Source organism: Streptomyces sp. NPDC059564, assembly GCF_042735575.1.
Lineage (GTDB): Bacteria > Actinomycetota > Actinomycetes > Streptomycetales > Streptomycetaceae > Streptomyces.
In genome coordinates, this window is record NZ_JBHWBP010000159.1 from 1 (window position 1) to 16,058 (window position 16,058).

12 protein-coding genes and 1 tRNA gene are annotated in these 16,058 nt (G+C 71.2%); 1 reads left to right on the forward strand and 12 read right to left on the reverse strand.

Translation table 11 applies throughout. The features are described from left to right. The 3 genes from ACFV0Q_RS24380 to ACFV0Q_RS24390 form a co-directional block, all read right to left on the reverse strand. Nucleotides 1-394, reverse strand: a 394-nt coding sequence (locus ACFV0Q_RS24380) for a chaplin (protein ID WP_385008482.1), incomplete at its 3' end; no start/stop codon positions are given. A 150-nt stretch (nucleotides 395-544) separates the two neighbouring features. Beyond that, the gene (gene chpH / locus ACFV0Q_RS24385; protein ID WP_385008483.1) at nucleotides 545-778 is read right to left on the reverse strand and encodes a chaplin ChpH; all 234 of its coding nucleotides are present in this window, start codon (nucleotides 776-778) and stop codon (nucleotides 545-547) included. Nucleotides 779-915: 137 nt separating this feature from the next. Further along, complete coding sequence (locus ACFV0Q_RS24390; protein WP_385008484.1) at nucleotides 916-2,241, reverse strand: M20/M25/M40 family metallo-hydrolase; 1,326 nt, start codon at nucleotides 2,239-2,241, stop codon at nucleotides 916-918. A 169-nt stretch (nucleotides 2,242-2,410) separates the two neighbouring features. Here ACFV0Q_RS24390 and ACFV0Q_RS24395 point away from each other — a divergent pair. Continuing rightward, nucleotides 2,411-2,495 (forward strand) — tRNA-Leu (locus ACFV0Q_RS24395). Nucleotides 2,496-2,546: 51 nt separating this feature from the next. Here the strand turns inward: ACFV0Q_RS24395 and ACFV0Q_RS24400 are convergent. The 9 genes from ACFV0Q_RS24400 to ACFV0Q_RS24440 all read right to left on the reverse strand — a co-directional run bounded on the left by ACFV0Q_RS24400 (nucleotide 2,547) and on the right by ACFV0Q_RS24440 (nucleotide 15,710). Next, on the reverse strand, nucleotides 2,547-3,509 hold the full coding sequence (locus ACFV0Q_RS24400) for a TauD/TfdA dioxygenase family protein (protein ID WP_385008485.1): 963 nt from the start codon (nucleotides 3,507-3,509) through the stop codon (nucleotides 2,547-2,549). 72 nt (nucleotides 3,510-3,581) lie between these two features. Continuing rightward, nucleotides 3,582-4,532 (reverse strand): AEC family transporter, encoded by a 951-nt coding sequence (locus ACFV0Q_RS24405; protein WP_385008486.1) that lies wholly within the window; start codon nucleotides 4,530-4,532, stop codon nucleotides 3,582-3,584. Beyond that, a complete protein-coding gene (locus ACFV0Q_RS24410; protein WP_385008487.1) occupies nucleotides 4,520-5,434 on the reverse strand; it encodes an aminotransferase class IV in 915 nt (304 codons plus the stop codon). The genes ACFV0Q_RS24405 and ACFV0Q_RS24410 overlap by 13 nt, the downstream gene beginning before the upstream one ends. Before the next feature lie 10 nt (nucleotides 5,435-5,444). After that, a complete protein-coding gene (locus tag ACFV0Q_RS24415; RefSeq protein WP_385008488.1) occupies nucleotides 5,445-6,266 on the reverse strand; it encodes a hypothetical protein in 822 nt (273 codons plus the stop codon). A 27-nt stretch (nucleotides 6,267-6,293) separates the two neighbouring features. After that, complete coding sequence (gene asnB / locus ACFV0Q_RS24420) at nucleotides 6,294-8,093, reverse strand: asparagine synthase (glutamine-hydrolyzing) (protein WP_385008489.1); 1,800 nt, start codon at nucleotides 8,091-8,093, stop codon at nucleotides 6,294-6,296. A 36-nt stretch (nucleotides 8,094-8,129) separates the two neighbouring features. Beyond that, nucleotides 8,130-9,104 carry a peptidase gene (locus ACFV0Q_RS24425; protein WP_385008490.1) on the reverse strand — a complete coding sequence of 325 codons (975 nt, stop codon included), beginning with the start codon at nucleotides 9,102-9,104 and terminating at the stop codon, nucleotides 8,130-8,132. Then, a complete protein-coding gene (locus tag ACFV0Q_RS24430; RefSeq protein WP_385008491.1) occupies nucleotides 9,101-10,381 on the reverse strand; it encodes an ATP-grasp domain-containing protein in 1,281 nt (426 codons plus the stop codon). The genes ACFV0Q_RS24425 and ACFV0Q_RS24430 overlap by 4 nt, the downstream gene beginning before the upstream one ends. Next, on the reverse strand, nucleotides 10,378-14,229 hold the full coding sequence (locus ACFV0Q_RS24435) for an amino acid adenylation domain-containing protein (protein WP_385008493.1): 3,852 nt from the start codon (nucleotides 14,227-14,229) through the stop codon (nucleotides 10,378-10,380). Before ACFV0Q_RS24435 ends, ACFV0Q_RS24430 begins: the two co-directional genes overlap by 4 nt. Before the next feature lie 248 nt (nucleotides 14,230-14,477). Continuing rightward, complete coding sequence (locus ACFV0Q_RS24440) at nucleotides 14,478-15,710, reverse strand: MFS transporter (RefSeq protein WP_385008492.1); 1,233 nt, start codon at nucleotides 15,708-15,710, stop codon at nucleotides 14,478-14,480. Nucleotides 15,711-16,058: the final 348 nt, after the last annotated feature.

Sequence of the window (16,058 nt, forward strand, 5' to 3'; positions counted from 1 at the left end):
GGGGGTTGTGCCCGCCCGGGGTGCCCGGGTGGCCGGGGTGGCCGGGCTCGTCCTCGCAGGGCTCGTCGTCCCCGCCGCCGGGGTGTCCGGGGTGGCCCGGCTGACCGGGGTGGCCCGGGTGGCCCGGGTGCTGCGGCTTGCCGGAGTCGTTCGCGCAGCGGTTGCCGAAGGCCGGGTTGAGGCCCCCGATGACCGTCACGGAGTTCCCGCAGGCGTTCACCGGTACGTCCACCGGCGCCTGCACGGTGTTCCCGGACAGCAGGCCCGGAGAGTTCTCGGCGTGCCCGGACGCTCCGGACGCCGCCTGCGCGTAACCACCGCCCAGCGCGAGAACGCCCCCCGCCGCCGCCATCGTGATCAGCGTCTTCCTCGTGACCTGAACAGGTCGTCGCATCTGTACTCGTCCCCTGGTGTGTACGTGTCGGTCGACGTACAGGCCGTACAGGCTCCCCCGCCTGTTACGCCGAAGGTTGTGGTTCCGGGCCGGAAAGCCCGGCGGCCCCGAAGCGCTGGTGTGCGCTCCGGGGCCAGAACTTCAGACGCGTCAGGCGTTGACGCAGGTGTTGCCGAAGGCCGGGTTGAGCAGGCCGATGATGTTGACCGTGTTGCCGCAGACGTTCACGGGCACGTGGACCGGAACCTGGACGACGTTGCCGGACAGGACACCGGGGGAGCCGATGGCCGCACCCTGCGCACCCGCGTCGGCGACGGCGAGGCCGGCACCCGCGAGAACCAGACCACCGGTGGCAGCCGCAGCGGCGACAACCTTCTTGAGCATTGTTCCTCCTAGTAGGCAAGTGCGGTCCCAGCCGCGGACCGCACCACCTGTAACGAGGAGGGATCACCAGGGCTACGAGCGTATGAGTGCATTCACTCTTCTCAGTGGAATGCGCACACCTTCGCGATTTCCCGGCGTTAGGCGTTGTCGATGAAACGGTCGAGGACGCGCACGCCGAACTTGAGCCCGTCGACCGGCACCCGCTCGTCCACGCCGTGGAACATCCCGGCGAAGTCCAGCTCGGGCGGCAGCTGGAGCGGCGCGAAGCCGAAGCAGCGGATGCCGAGGTCGTCGAAGGACTTCGCGTCCGTACCGCCGGAGAGCATGTACGGGACGGCGCGCGCGATGGGGTCCTCGGCCCTCAGGGCGCCCTGCATGGCGTCCACGAGCCGCCCGTCGAAGTCCGTCTCCAGGGCCTTGTCCCCGTGCACGTCCTCCCGCTTCACGCGCGGGCCGAGGATCCGGTCGAGGTCGGCGAAGAACTCGTCCTCGTAGCCCGGCAGGAAGCGGCCGTCCACGTGCGCGGTGGCCTGGCCGGGGATGACGTTGACCTTGTACCCGGCGCCGAGCATGGTCGGGGCGGCCGAGTTGCGCAGGGTGGCGCCGACCATCTTGGCGATGCCGCCGAGCTTGGCGAGGGTGGCGTCCATGTCGTCCGGGTCGAGCGGGGTCCCGAGCGCGTCCGAGAGCTCGTCCAGGAAGTGCCGGACGGTCTTGGTGACGCGCACCGGCCACTGGTGGCGGCCGAGGCGCCCGACGGCCTCGCACAGCTCGGTGATGGCGTTGTCGTTGTTGGTCATGGAGCCGTGGCCCGCGGTGCCCTCCACCGTGAGCCGCATCCAGTGCATGCCCTTCTGGGCGGTCTCCACCAGGTACAGCCGCAGGTTCTCGTTGACGGTGAACGAGAAGCCGCCGACCTCGCCGATCGCCTCCGTGACCCCCTCGAACAGCCCCGGGTGCTTGTCGACGAGGTGCCGGGCGCCGTAGGTGCCGCCCGCCTCCTCGTCGGCGAGGAAGGCCAGCACGATGTCGCGCGGGGGCTTGCGGCCGCTGCGCATGCGGTCGCGCACGACGGCCAGCGTCATCGCGTCCATGTCCTTCATGTCGACCGCGCCGCGGCCCCACACGCACCCGTCGGCGATCTCGCCCGAGAAGGGGTCGTGCGTCCAGTCGGCGGCATTGGCCGGAACCACGTCGGTGTGCCCGTGGATCAGCAGCGCCGGCCGGGAGGGGTCCTCCCCCTCGATCCGGGCCACGGTCGAGGCGCGTCCCTTGTGCGATTCGAAGATCTGGGGCTCCAGCCCGACCTCGGCGAGCTTCTCGGCGACCCACTCGGCCGCCTTGCGCTCGCCCGGACCCGAGTGGTCCCCGTAGTTGCTGGTGTCGATCCGGATGAGGTCCCGGCAGAGGTCGACGACCTCGTCCTCGCCTGAGACGGCCTTGCCCGCGCCCGATTCGCTCACGCTGCTTCCTCCCACTGATCAGTACCGGCTACCTCCCCATCCTCCCGCTCCGGGCCGCTCTCCCCAAGGGCGATCCCCGGTCACCAGGGGGTGTGATCGAGGACCCCGGAATGTTTGGTAATGTTTTCCACGTCGGAACGGCCCGCGAGGGACGCGAGACAGACACCTTGTCCGGGTGGCGGAATGGCAGACGCGCTAGCTTGAGGTGCTAGTGCCCTTTATCGGGCGTGGGGGTTCAAGTCCCCCCTCGGACACAAGAGAGAAGGACCCCGCTCCGGCGGGGTCCTTCTTCGTTTCCCGGGTGGTTACCAGGCTTCGAGCCGGTCGCCGGCGATGAGCTCCGAGGTGAAGCCGTCGGGGCCGGTGGCGGGTTCGCCGAGGACCGTGACGCGGTGCATGACGCGGTCGACGTCGAGGTGGCCGAAGTCGGTCGGGGCGAAGTGGCAGGTGCTCCGGTTGTCCCAGAACGCGATGCTGCCCGGCTCCCAGCGGAAGCGTACGGTGTACTCCGCGCTGGTCAGGTGCTGGAAGAGCAGGTCGAGCAGGTGGCGGCTCTCGATCTCGGTGAAGCCGGCGATCCGGGTGGTGGAGCCGGGGCTGACGAACAGCGCCCTCTCCCCCGTCTCGGGGTGTACGCGGACGACGGGGTGGACGGCGGCCTGAGGGTCTTTGCAGTAGATGTCGAGGATCTCCCTGTCGCGCTCGTCGGAGTGGCGCAGGTGGACCGCGGTGAAGAAGGCGTGCTCGGCCCGGAGCGTGTCCACGAAGTTCCGCAGCTGCGGCGAGAGGCCCTCGTAGGCGGCGACCGTGTTGGTCCACTGGGTGTCGCCGCCGAAGGGCGGGGTGGTCTCGGCGCGCAGGATCGACAGGGCGGGCGGGTTGACGGCCTGGGTGAGGTCGCTGTGCCAGCCGGCGATGGGCGAGAGCCACTTGCGGCGGTAGTGCTCCTCGAAGTTCTTCCCGTAGCGCTCGACGTCCGCCTTCGCGTCGACGGTGAGGATCTCGGGGAAGCCCTCGGGCGAGACGCCGTGCTTCTTGCCGGGGCGGCGGGTCAGGGCGCCGAAGCGGCGGCCGAAGGCCACGTGGCGGGCGTGGTCGAGGTGCTGGCCGCGGAAGAAGATCACGCGGTGGGTGAGCACGGCCTGGCGGATCTCGGCGATCGTGGCGTCGTCGAGGTCCTCGCGCAGGTCCACGCCGGAGATTTCGGCGCCTATGTGTCCGGCGACCTGCTGGACGGAGATCCTGCTCGCTCGCACTGTCTGGGTCACGGTGGGGTCACCTCTCGGAGGGAGACATGGTGGGGGAAGGGGAGGGCGGGTGCGGGCCCGTCCGCCGCGGCCTCAGCCGAAGTGGACGGTCCACTGCACCCACAGGGGGAGCACGAGCAGCGACGCGAGGGAACTCTTGACGACGAGTTCCGCCGACATGGCGACGTCGACGTCGTAGCGCTGCGCGAAGATGAAGAGGTTCTGCGGGGCCGGCATCGCGGCGATCAGGACGAGGTAGGCGAGCCAGTCGCCGTCGACGCCGAAGACGTAGCGGCACACGGCCCACGCCATGAAGGGGAAGACCACGCACTTGAAGGCGACGAGCCACACCTCCTCGCGCGTGGTGCCGCGCAGCGTGAGGCCGGCTCCGCCCAGGTGCAGGCCGAGCGCGAACAGGGCCACCGGGGAGGCGCTGTCGCCCACGAACGCGAAGCTGTCCAGGACCGCCTTCGGCAGGTGCACCGACAGCAGGTTGAGCACGATGCCGGCGTTGCACGCGAGGACGACGGGCGTCACGAGCGAGGCGCCGACGGCCCGGGCGAGCCGTGCGCCCGGCCCTCCGGTGTGCTCCGGGCGGCCCAGCTCCATGATCGAGATGACGACGAGCGACAGCACGCAGACCTGGAACAGCAGCACGGGGAAGATCGGCGCCGCGTTCCCGAACAGCATGATGAACACCGGTACGGCGAAGTAGGCGGTGTTCACCTGGACGCCCGCCATGATGCGCAGGGCGACGCCCCGGGGGTCCAGTACGCCGGACAGCCGGGCCAGGACGCCGACCACGACGACCGCGCAGGCGGCGGTGGCCGCGTAGCCGCCGATCGCCCGCCAGTCGAAGAGGGCGGCCAGGTCGCTCGCGTAGATGTTGCCGAACAGGTAGCAGGGCACCGCGAAGAGGAAGGCGTAGTCGGCGAAGACCTTGGAGCTCTCGGCCGGGACGACCTTGCGTCGTGCGAGGAGGACGCCGCAGCCGAAGGCCAGGACCACCGGCAGCAGCTTCTCCAGGGCGGTCAGCGCCCCCATGTGTGCGGCACTTCCACCGGGCTGCGGCCCGCGATGAGGTCGTGGTAGCCGGTGATCAGCCGCCCGATCACGTCGTTGCCGGTCAGGTCGTAGCGGTGGTCGTCGATGCGGGCGACCGGGAGGATCTCGCAGGCGGTGCCGCAGATGAAGGCGCCGTCGGCCTCGGCGGGGAAGCCGCGACCCAGGTCGGCGATCTCGTACGGGATGCCCTCGTGCCCGGCGATGGCCAGGACGCAGGCGCGGGTGATGCCGTCGATGGTGCAGCGGGTGGTCGGGGTGTGGAGCGTGCCGCCCTTGGTGAAGAAGATGTGGGCGCCGGTGGCCTCGACGATGTGGTCCTGGTCGTCGAGGAGCATCGCGTCGTCGAAGCCGGCCCGCAGGGCCCGGTTCTTGCTGACCGTGCCGATCATGTAGTTGCCGGCGGCCTTGCTCTTGACCGGGGCGTAGAGCGGGGAGGGCCGGCGGTAGTCGGCGGTGACGAGGGAGATGCCCGTCTTCAGGGCGTCGGCCGCCGCGTAGTAGCCCGCCGGGATCTCCCAGGCGGCCACCGAGGTGTGGACGGAGGTCTTCAGCGCGGCGGTCTGGATGACCTCGGAGCCGCGCCAGGCGTTGATGCGGACGTAGCCCTCGGTGATGCCCGCCTTGGCGATGACGTCGAGGGTCGCCGCGTGCAGCGTCTCGTCGTCGTGTTCGAGGTCGAAGTCGAGGATGCGCGCCGAGGTGCGCAGCCGGGCGAGGTGCTCGCGGAGCATGAAGGGGGCGCCGGCGTAGACGCGTACGCCTTCGAAGACGCTGCTGGCGTAGTGGAGGCCGTGGGTGAGGACGTGGAGCGTGGCGTCGGCCCACTCCACGAGGCGGCCGTCGAGCCAGATGTGACCGGTTCGCTGGTCGAAGGGAAGCAAGGGGGACACCTCAGAGCGCAAGGTCGAAGAGCGGGTTCTGGAGATCGCCGACGAGGGCGACGAAGCGCCGCTGGTGCGGGGTGAGGCTGCGCACCGACACTCCGTGCAGGGCCAGCGGGTTGATCGGGTACATGACGAGCGTGTTGCTCCGGTACGGGACGGTGGCGACCTCTTCGACGTACTGCGGATCGATGTCGAACCGGTTGTCGCCGTACTCGGAGGCGCTGGTGGTGAACTTGTGGGCGCCCTCACGGTACTTGTAGAGGACGAGGTCGCCGCCGGTGGCGTCGTCCTCGGCGAGGCGCATGTAGAAGAGTCCGCCGAACAGCTTGTAGGGCTTGTCGACGTGGGGTCCGCGGTAGGCGGAGGGGCGACCGGTGACGGCCGAGTTGATGACGGCGGTGCAGTCCATCAGGATGTCGTGGGTGTCGAAGCCGTCCCGGTTGCGGCGGCCGACGCGCAGGTCGCGCAGGGGGCCGCACTGCTTTTCGGCGTCGGGCAGGTTCGCGAGCAGGTCGTCCTGGAACAGGTCGAGGAACTGGGCGTAGAACTCGGGCGACGAGTGGTAGGTGACGAAGTCCTTCCACACCTGGGCCATCGCCTCGTCCTGGAGGATGGGCTCGGACATGTAGTTGTAACGCTCGTTCGACGTGATCTCCTTGCCGATCCGCGTGCCGATGTACTCGACGTCGGGCATCGAGGCGGCGAGCGCGTCGTACAGCGGCCGGGGCAGCGCGTCGGAGATCACGATGTGCGGGAAGGGGTCGCGGCGGATGTCGTCCTTGGTGACGCCGGCCAGCAGCGAGTGGACGGGCTGGGGGGACTGCGGCATGTCTTGTCTCCTCGGTGGGGGTTCGCTCTAGAGGTGGAGGTTCCTGGCGGAGAGCCAGGTTTCGAGCATCAGCAGGGACCAGAGGACTTCGGCGGTGTGGGCGCCCGGGTTCTCGGACTGCATGCGGAACAGGTCGCGGACGACGTCCTGGCGGACGTGGTCCCGGTAGCGGGCGCCGGGGGCGAGGAGGGTGTCGCCGATCAGCTCGTGCAGCGCCTCGCCGGGCTTGATCATGGCCGCGATGGGCAGGGTGAAGGGCTGTTTGGGCCGGTCGATGACGCTCTTGGGGATCCAGCGGCGCGCGGCCTCGGAGACCGGGGCCTTGACGGTGTCGCCGACGACCTTGAGCTCCGTGGGCAGGGCGTGCGCGAAGCGCATGACGGCCGGCTGGAGGAAGGGGATCCTGGCCTCCACCGAGTGGGCCATGCTCAGGTGGTCGACGCGGCGCAGGATGTAGTAGGGGAAGCGCTCGGACTGGTCGTAGCGCAGCAGCGTCTCCAGCTTGTCCAGCTCCCCGGAGCGGACCCGGCGGTCGAGCTCGTCGCCGGCGCGGTCGGCGAAGAGGCCGCCGTTCGCGGCGAGGTGGGCCCGGTAGGCGGGGGTGTAGAGCCGGTCCAGGGTGGTGGTGCCGATCGCCGCCATGGTGTCCTGGTAGCCGCGGTGCCAGGTGGTGGAGCCGTCCCGGGCGGCCTTGACGAAGCGGGCGTATCCGCCGAAGAGTTCGTCGGCACCGTCGCCGGTGAGGGCGACCTTGAACCCGGCCTCGTGGATGGCCTCGAACAGCGCGAAGGTGCTGAGGCTGTGCGGGGCGTTGTTCGGCTGGTCCAGGTGGCGGACGAAGCGGTCGACGAGGTCGGGGAAGCCGGCCGGGTCGAGCAGGACCTGGTGGTGGCGGGTGCCGGTGTGGCGGGCGACCTCGTCGGCGAAGTGCCGTTCGTCGGCGGGCCAGTCGCCCTGGTACGCGATGTTGAAGGACGCGAGGTCGGGGACGATGCCGGCCGCGATGGCCGAGGTGTAGCTGGAGTCGAGGCCGCCGCTGGTGATGACGCAGACGGGGACGTCCGCGTCGAGCATCCGGGTGAGTTCGTGGCGCAGGATCCCGTCGAGGAGTCCGGCGGCCGCGGCGAGGCCGGGCTTCCCGTCCGGCCAGTCCACCTCGGCGGGCGCGAGCGGGGTCCGGGTGAGGGTCGGGCGGCCGTCGGCGAAGCGCAGCGTCGTGCCGGGGGCCAGGGTGTGGACCTTGGCGTACACGGTGCCGGGGCCCCATACGGCCTTGCCGCCGAGATAGCGGTCGACGGCGAGGGGGTCGAGGGTGTCGGGGAAGTCGGGGAAGCGGGAGAGGGCCTGGAGTTCGGAGGCGAAGCAGAGCCGGCGGCCGTCGGCGGAGAGGTAGTAGTAGAGGGACTTCATGCCGGCGTGGTCGTTGAAGAGCTTCAGGCAGGGCTCGGCGCGGCGGTCGACGAGGGCGATGGCGAACATGCCCTCCAGGCGGGAGACGAACGCGTCGCCGTAGCGCTCGTACAGCGGGAGCAGGACGTCGCCGTCGCAGTCGCCCTCGAAGGCGTGGCCGGCGGCGGCGAGTTCGGCCCGCAGTTCGCGGTGGTTGTAGATCTCGCCGTTGAACACGCAGGTCATGTCGCCGAGGACGAAGGGCTGGCGTCCGTGGTCGATGCCCTGGACGGCGAGCCGGTTGTTGCCGAGCGCCCAGGTGGCGGCGGTGTGGAGGGTCTGTTCGTCGGGACCGCCCGGGCGCATCGCCTCTGCGACGGCGTGCAGGACGTCGCGGCCGACGGGATCTCCGTCGAAGTAGCCGTAGATGCGGCACATGCTGGTGACCTCTGTCTGTGTGCTGACGGGCGGGGCTTACGGGCCGACGGGCGTCAGCCGGTGGTGGCCGACCGGGCTCTGGCGGGCCTCGGGGTGGTGGCGGCCGAGGAACTCGGTGACGATCTCGACCTGGCGGAGGATGTCGTCGAGCTGGCTCAGGGTGGGGCTGACCCCGTGTCCTTCGAGGGCGCTGTTGCCGGTCTTGAGGTAGATCGGGGCGGCCACGCGCACGAACTCGGGGGCCTCGTAGGTGCGGACGAAGCCGCCGGACATCCGGGGGTTGTCCACGTGGCAGTCGAGCGGGATGGACACCGCCTGGCGCAGCGCCGCGATCATGGGGAGCGTCAGGTCGCGGACCGGGTTGAAGCTGTCGGCGCCGAGCATTTCCAGCATCTGGGCGGAGGCCGCGTTGCCGTGGCCGCAGTGGGCGGAGACCTTGAGGTGGATGTCCTCGGGGAGTTCTCCGGCGGTGCGCAGCCGGTTCAGCACCCACAGCAGGCCCTCGTCGTAGACGACGAAGCCGCGGACGCCGAGTTCGAGGCCGCGTTTGACGTCCTCGACGGCCCGTACGATCTGCTCCTGGCCGCGCAGCCGGTAGCCGATGCGGACGCCTTCGGGGGTCTGGACGCTGCCGCCGGTGTCGTAGCTGGCGCGGGGGCCGACCGACATCAGGATCTCGGCGCCGTACTCGCGGCCGAGGGCGACGTACTCGCCGATCTCGCCGGCCGTGTGGCGGTACATGCCGCGGGTCTCGGTGATGCGGTTGATCGCGAAGCCGCGGCGGCGGCTCTGCGACAGGAGGGTTTCGGCGGCCTGCACGGAGTTGACGGTGGGCACCTCGATCCGGAAGTGGCAGCCGTCGTCGAAGGTCTTCCCGGAGCCCGTGTGGGCGGAGGGGTCGGCGCCCGGGAGTCCGAGGCGGGCGAGCTGGGCCCTGGTCTCGCCGAAGAAGGGCGAGGTGGCCGTGGTCGTGGCCGTGGCCGTGGCCGTGGTGTGCGTCGTCATCGTCATCCCGTCACCTCGATGCCGAGCAGGTCCGCCGTCCGTCCGACGATCTGCTCCGCGATCCTGATCGATGTCGCGTGGTCGGCGTGGACGACCTGTACCTCGCCGAAGTTGCCGAGGTTGCCCCGGCAGGCAGGCAGCACGTCGCCGTCCGGGAAGCGGACCGTCAGCGCGTGCAGGGAGTCCCCGTACTCGGCGGCGGCCCAGTCCAGGGCGGGCGTCCGGGCGGGGCGTGGGGCGGGGTCCGCGGCGCCGAACCAGCGGACGGTCGCGTACCGGGTGAAGGCGGGCTCGCCGGGCTCGACTTCCTCGTCGAGGTGGATGCGCACCAGCAGTTCGAAGATGTCGCCGCCGCCTGCGAGCCGGTACAGGTTCGGCAGGCAGGAGCCCATGATGCGCGGGTTCAGCTCGATGAGCCGGGGCCGGCCGTCCGCGCCGAGCATGATCTCCACGTGGAAGACGCCGAGGCGCAGGTCCAGCGCGCCGACGACCGCTTCGGCGAACTCCATGACGCGGGCGTGGTCCTCGGCGGCGATCGCGGCGGGGATCGTGGTGCCGGTCTCCAGGGCCTCGTGGCGGTCCCAGGTCGAGCGTTCGCTGACGGCCAGCCGCAGGAAGCGGCCGTGGGACAGGCCGATCTCGGCGGAGACGAACCGGCCGGTCAGGTACTCCTCCACGAGGATGCCCGCCTCGTAGGTGGCGCTGTCGGCCGCGGCCCGGGCCATGACCTCGCGCAGCGCCGCCTCGTCGGGGACGACGTGCGCGCCCTCGCTGGCGGAGCCCCGGGCCGGCTTGACGACGACCGGGTAGCCGGTGTCGGCGGCGAACGCGGCGGCCTCGCCGAAGCCGCCGACGACGGCGTGCCGGGTGCTGTCGACCCGGGCGGCGGCGAGGATCTCGCGGCAGCGGTGCTTCAGCTTGGCCGCCTGTGCGCCGCGGGCGGAGGTGAAGGGGACGCCGATCTCCTCGGCGATCCTGGCGACCGGCACGACGAGGGCGTCGACGGTGGCGACGAACCCGTCGACGGGCCGGCGGCGGTGGACGTCGAGGACGCAGGCGCGCAGGGCCTCGTACTCGGTGGCGTCGTCGAGGACGTGCACGGAGTCGACGAACGCGCCGTAGGGAGAGGCGTCGAAGTCGATGTTCTGGGACTTCTCCATCCGCAGCGAACGGATGAGGGTCACCTCGTGGCCGAGCCGTCTGGCCGCTTCGAAGGCGGGCGCGTTGCCGGCCTTCCAGGTGACGAACAGGACGTGTTTGCGGGGTGCGCGGTGCTCTGTCATCGGATCTTCCTCGCGAATCGCTGGCCGATCCGCACGAAGGCGGGGAGGCGGGTTCCCGGTGCGGGGATGAAGGAGATGGAGCCGGCCAGGATGTTCTTCTTCGACATGGAGCTGAACCCGCCGGCGCCGGACAGGACGAGGTCGCCCTCGTCCAGGGGCTGCCAGGCGCCGTCGCGGCCGCGCTCGGCGTACTCGTAGCCGAGGTGGTCCCGGCCCCGCAGGACGTTGAGGCGGTGGCCGTCGGAGACGTACAGGCCCGCGCAGGCGTCGAGGTCCAGGTCGAAGGGGCGGCCGGTGCGGATCAGGCCCTCGCCGGTCAGGGCCCGCAGCAGGTCCTCGTACAGGCCGAAGGCGGGGTAGGCGTTGGCCAGGAGGAGCAGGAAGCTGCGCTGCTCGGGGAAGATCTGGATGAAGTTGTGGTGGCCGCTGCCGTTGGAGTTGAACCCGAAGGCGGTCGGTCCGAACATCAGCCAGCCCAGGCCCCAGGCGTGCATGAAGTGGTGGCCGGGGACGTCGATCTGCGGGGTGCGCATCTGCTCGGCGAGGGCGGCGGACAGCAGCCGCTCGCCGCTGGGGGCGACGCCGTCGTCCAGGGCCAGTCGGGCGATCTTCGCGAGGTCGTCGAGGGTGAGGCAGACGGAGAACGAGCCGGCCGCGTCGTCGGCGATGGTCTGCGGCGGCGGGTCGTGGCGCACGTAGCGCTGTCCGCTCTCGCTCCACAGGTAGCCGGCCGAGACGGTGCCCTCGTAGTGGCCGCCCTCGGTGAGGGTCTCGGGGATCTCCTTGATGCCGAGCGGGGTCAGCATCAGCTCGTTGACGGCGCGGCGCCAGGAGACGCCGAGGAGCGTCTCGATGAGGGCGGCGACGATGGAGGTGCCGCAGGCGGAGTAGGCGAAGACCTCGCCCGGCTCGAAGAGCTGTCCGTACCCGGCGAAGGTGTCGAGGTAGCGGTCGAGGTCCGGGAGGTCGGTGTCGTGCCAGACCTCGTACGAGTCGTCGATGCCGCTGGTGTGCGAGAGGAGCTGGCGCAGCGTCACCTCGACGGTGCGGCCGTCGCTGCGGCGGAACGCCTGCGGCAGCAGGGCGGTGAGCGGTTCGTCGAGGGAGACCAGGCCGCGGTCGACGAGCCGGAGCGCGGTGAAGGCCAGCATCGGCTTGGTGATGCAGGTGACGCGCTGGCGGGAGGCCTCGCCGCGGGGGGCGCCGGTCTCGATGTCGTCGACGCCGTGGTACGTGAACCGCAGTTCGCCGTCGACGTACACGGCGGCGGCGGCTCCGGGGACGCCGTGGCCGCGGCCGGACTCGTGCAGGGTCTCGGCGACGGCGCGCAGCCGCGCTTCGGCTCCCGCCGCGCCGGTGGCGGGGGTGGCGGGTGCCTGTGCGCGCTTGCGGCGCAGCAGTTCGGCCTGGGCTTCCAGCGTGCGGTGTTCGTAGATCTCGGCGACGCGCACGGTGCGGCCGGCCGCGTCGCCGAGCCGGGCGGCGAGCAGGTTGGCCAGCAGGGAGTGGCCGCCGACGGAGAAGAAGTCCCGGTCGGCGCCGAGGTGGGCGGTGCCGAGGAGGTCGGCCCACACGCCCGCGACGGTGGCCTCGTCCGGGTCGTCGGTGGTGAAGCCGCCGTCGCCGGTGTCGGTCGCGGCCCAGTCGACGTCGCGGGCGGCCAGTGCCTTGCGGTCGACCTTGCCGTTGGGCAGCTGCGGCAGCCGCTCCTCGACGAGGATCCTGGCGGGCTGCATGTAGTGCGGGAGCTTGCGGCGCAGGTGGTCGCCCATCGCCTCGACGGGGACGTCCTCGCCTTCGAGGCCGACGTAGCAGACCAGCCGGGTGTCGTCGTCCTTGCGGACCGCGAGGGCGGCGACGTCCTTGAGTCCCACGACCTCGCGCAGGACGGACTCGATCTCGCCGAGTTCGATGCGGAAGCCGCGGACCTTGACCTGGTTGTCCTTGCGGCCCATGAACCGCAGTTCGCCGTCCTCGGTCCACCGCGCCAGGTCACCGGTCCGGTACAGGGTGCCGGGCGGCAGGTGCGCCGGGGCGGGGACGAACACCGCTCCGGTGCGCTCGGGGTCGTTGATGTAGCCGCCGGCCAGGCCGTCGCCGCCGAGGTGGAGTTCGCCGACGACGCCGCGGGGCACGAGCTGTCCGTGCGGGTCGAGCAGGTGGGCGACGGTGTTGTGGACCGGGACGCCGATGGTCGGGCTCTGGGTGACGGGGCCGGTGAAGCACTTCCACGTCGAGTACGTGGTGTCTTCGGACGGGCCGTAGAGGTTGTAGAGCCGTTCGACGGCGGTGCCCGCGAAGGCGGCGTTGACGAGTTCCTTCGCGAGGGGTTCCCCGGCGACGTTCAGGACGACGGTGGAGGCGGGTACGGCGCCGCGCTGGAGCAGCACGTTCAGGGCGCTGGGCACGGTGTTGACGAGGGACGGGCGCAGGCCGTCGTCCTCGGTGAGCGCCAGCACGTTGTCGACGACCACGACGCGGCCGCCGGTGGTCAGCGGGGCCCACAGTTCGAACACGGAGAGGTCGAAGTTGAGGGAGGTGGCGAAGAGCACGCGGGCCAGGTCCGCGGGCCGGTAGGTGTCCCGGGCCCAGGCGAGCAGTGCCACCACGTTGCGGTGGCTGATGACGACGCCCTTGGGCAGGCCGGTGGAGCCGGAGGTGTAGATCAGGTGGGTGGTGGCGGCGGGGTCGACGTCGAGGTCCAGCGGGTCGGGCTCCTCGGCGGCGGCCTTCTCCCACAGTTCGTCCCAGGGCAGCGCGGCCGCGTTCACGGCCCGCAGCCAGGCGGCGGGCCCGGTCGCGGCGTCGTCGTCGAAGACGACGGCGGCCATGTCGGCCGTCGCGGCGATGCCGGTGAGCCGGTCGGCGGGATAGGCCGGGTCGAGGGGGACGTAGGCGCAGCCGGCCTTGTGGACGGCGAGCAGCAGGCAGACGGTCCGGTGGGTGCGGGCGACGGAGACGCCGACGCGTGAGCCGGGGGTGACGCCGTGGGCCCGCAGGGCGCGGGCGATCCGGTTCGCCTGCTCGTCGAGCTCGCGGTAGGTCAGGGTGGTGCCCCGCCACTCGACGGCGGGTTCGTGCGGGGTGCGGGCGGCCTGGGCCTCGACGTGGGCGTGCAGGGTGGTGTCGCGGGGGTAGGGCCGGGCCGTGGCGTTGAGCTCCACGAGGAGGTGGCGGGTCTCGGGCTCCGAGAGCAGGGCGAGCTCTGCCACGGGGGTGGTGGGGCGGCGGCAGGCGTCGAGGAGGAGGGTCCGGTAGTTGGCGGCCATCCGGGAGATGAAGGCCTCGGTGAAGAGGGCGCCGTCGTACGTCAGGGCGAAGCGCACGGTGCCGGGTGCGTGCTCGACCTCCAGCAGGAGGTCGAGGCCGTGGGGGCGCGGGCCGCTTTCGCCGGCCGGCGCCGTGGTGTCGCGGCTGACGAAGCCGACGCGCAGCCCGGTGCCGAGGTCGGCGGGGACGTCGGCGTGGTCGGGGTGCCCGGCGGCGGCGCGGTAGCGGGCGGAGAGGGCGGCGGTCAGGGCCGGGAAGGTGACGTCGTCCCCGATCCGGGAGCGGACGGCGACGGGGTGGGTCCGGTGTGCGCCGGCCGGTCCGCCGGCGCGGGCCAGGACGAGGTCGTCCTGGCAGCTGTAGCGGTGGATCAGCACGGTGAAGGCCGCGTTGAACAGCTCGGCGGCTTCGAGTCCCCTGGCGCCGACGAACTCCGTCAGCGGCTGGAAGGCCTCCCCGGTCCAGGAGTGCGTGACCGGGAATTCGGCTTCGCCGGTGCCGGGGTCCCGGACGGGAAGCTGGAGGGCCGGGGCGGCGGTCGGCATCTCTTCGGGAGCGGCGGGTGAGGCGGCAGGCATTTCGCCCACGGACGTGATTCCCCTCGTTCGATGGCGCTGTTTCGGTCTGCGGGCACGACGGAACGGAATTCCCGGTGTGCGGAATTCTGTGCAGGCCTTCCGGAATGCGGGCATGCCGAGGAAACCCGGGGCCCGGGCGGCATGCGGAACAGGTGAGAATAAAAAATGGAGGTGATGAAGTGGAATTGAGTGGGATATGTGCGCGACCGCGCGTGGAATGCGGACGATCCGGAACGGCCGGGACGGGACTAGGACGGCCCGGCGGAGGCCACGGCCGGATCGGGCGCCGGCCTGGTCCGGTCGGCCCAGCTCGCGACCAGGGGCATCAGGGCCCCGACCGAGGCGAAACCGACCGCCATGACCAGCCAGCCGACGGCGCCGTGCTCGATCGCCAGCCAGGTCAGCACGGCGGGCGCGATCATCTTGCCCAGGTCGGCGCCCATCGCGGCGGTGCCCTGGTACTGGCCCTGGGCGTGTTCGGGCGCGAGGCCGAAGGACATGCCCCAGCTGCCGGCCGACTGCCGGATCTCGCCGAGGACGTGCGCCAGCGCGCCGGCGACGAGCAGGACGGAGGCGACGAGCGCGGAGGCCCCCTCGGTGAGGGCGAAGACCACGCAGGCGACGCCGAGGCACAGCGAGCCGGCCCGGGCCGCCCGCGCGGCGGCGGACGGTTCGTCGGTCCCGCGCGCGGCTCTGACCTGCAGCAGGACCACCGCGACGGTGTTGGTGATCAGGATGACGGCGATCATCCAGCGGGGTGCGCCGGTGTGGTGCAGCACCCAGAGCGGCAGGACCACGTCCAGCAGCAGGTTGTGCATGGAGAGCAGGCCGTCCAGCACGACGAAGGTGAGGAAGGGCCGGTCCCGCAGCACCACCAGGGCGGGTCCCGGCCGGGCGGGCTGCGGCGGCACGGCCGGGAGCAGCAGCGTGAGCAGGCCGGTGACCAGGTAGGTGCAGGCGTTGAAGACGACGGCCGCCCGGTAGACGCCGGGGGTGTCGGCCACGAGCACCAGGCCGGCGAGGGCGGCGCCGACGGAGACGCTGACGTTGCTGGTGGCCCGTAGGTAGGCGCGGACGGAGACCCGGTCCTCGGCGGGGACCAGCCCGGCGATCATGGCCATCCGGGCGCTGCGGCTGGCGCTGTACGCGACCGCCTGGAGGGACAGCACCACGAGGTACTGGCGGAATCCGCCGACGAGCAGGAGGGCGGCGGTGAGCGGCCCGAGGGCGAGGAAGGACCAGATCTGCACGGCCCGGGGGCCGATCCGGTCGGCCAGGTGGCCGGTCGGCGTACTGAGGGCCAGGGCCACGCCCGCGGCGACGCCGACGCCCATGCCGAACTGGCCGGGCGAGAGCTTCAGGACGGAGGTGGCGTAGATGGCGTTCAGCGCCATCCACAAGCCCTGTCCCAGGGTGTGCACCAGCGTGATACCGGTGAGCGTGCGGGCGGGGCCGCGCTTCGGGAGCAACCGGCTCAGCATTGCCGCACCACGTCACTCGGATTGAATTGTACGGACCAATTCTCGACCGTCAGGATCACTGACACCGTTCCGACCTCTCGTTCAGCACCATTGCCAACGACAAGATTCGGGATTTCCCCCGTTGACGCCCGGCCGAGATCGTCGGCCGGACACGAAGATCTATTAGAGACAGTGCCGAGGTGATGCGTCCAGGGAATACTCTGTGGCGCTCGTCACACGCGAATGCCTCCGTGATGGGCGGTAAATTCTTGGCGAAATCATCCGGGGAAATGCCGTGAAAGTCCGGGCTACCTGCCGGTAGCAAACGGCCCGCACGACGAGAAGGCCCCCGCACCGGAGTGCGGGGGC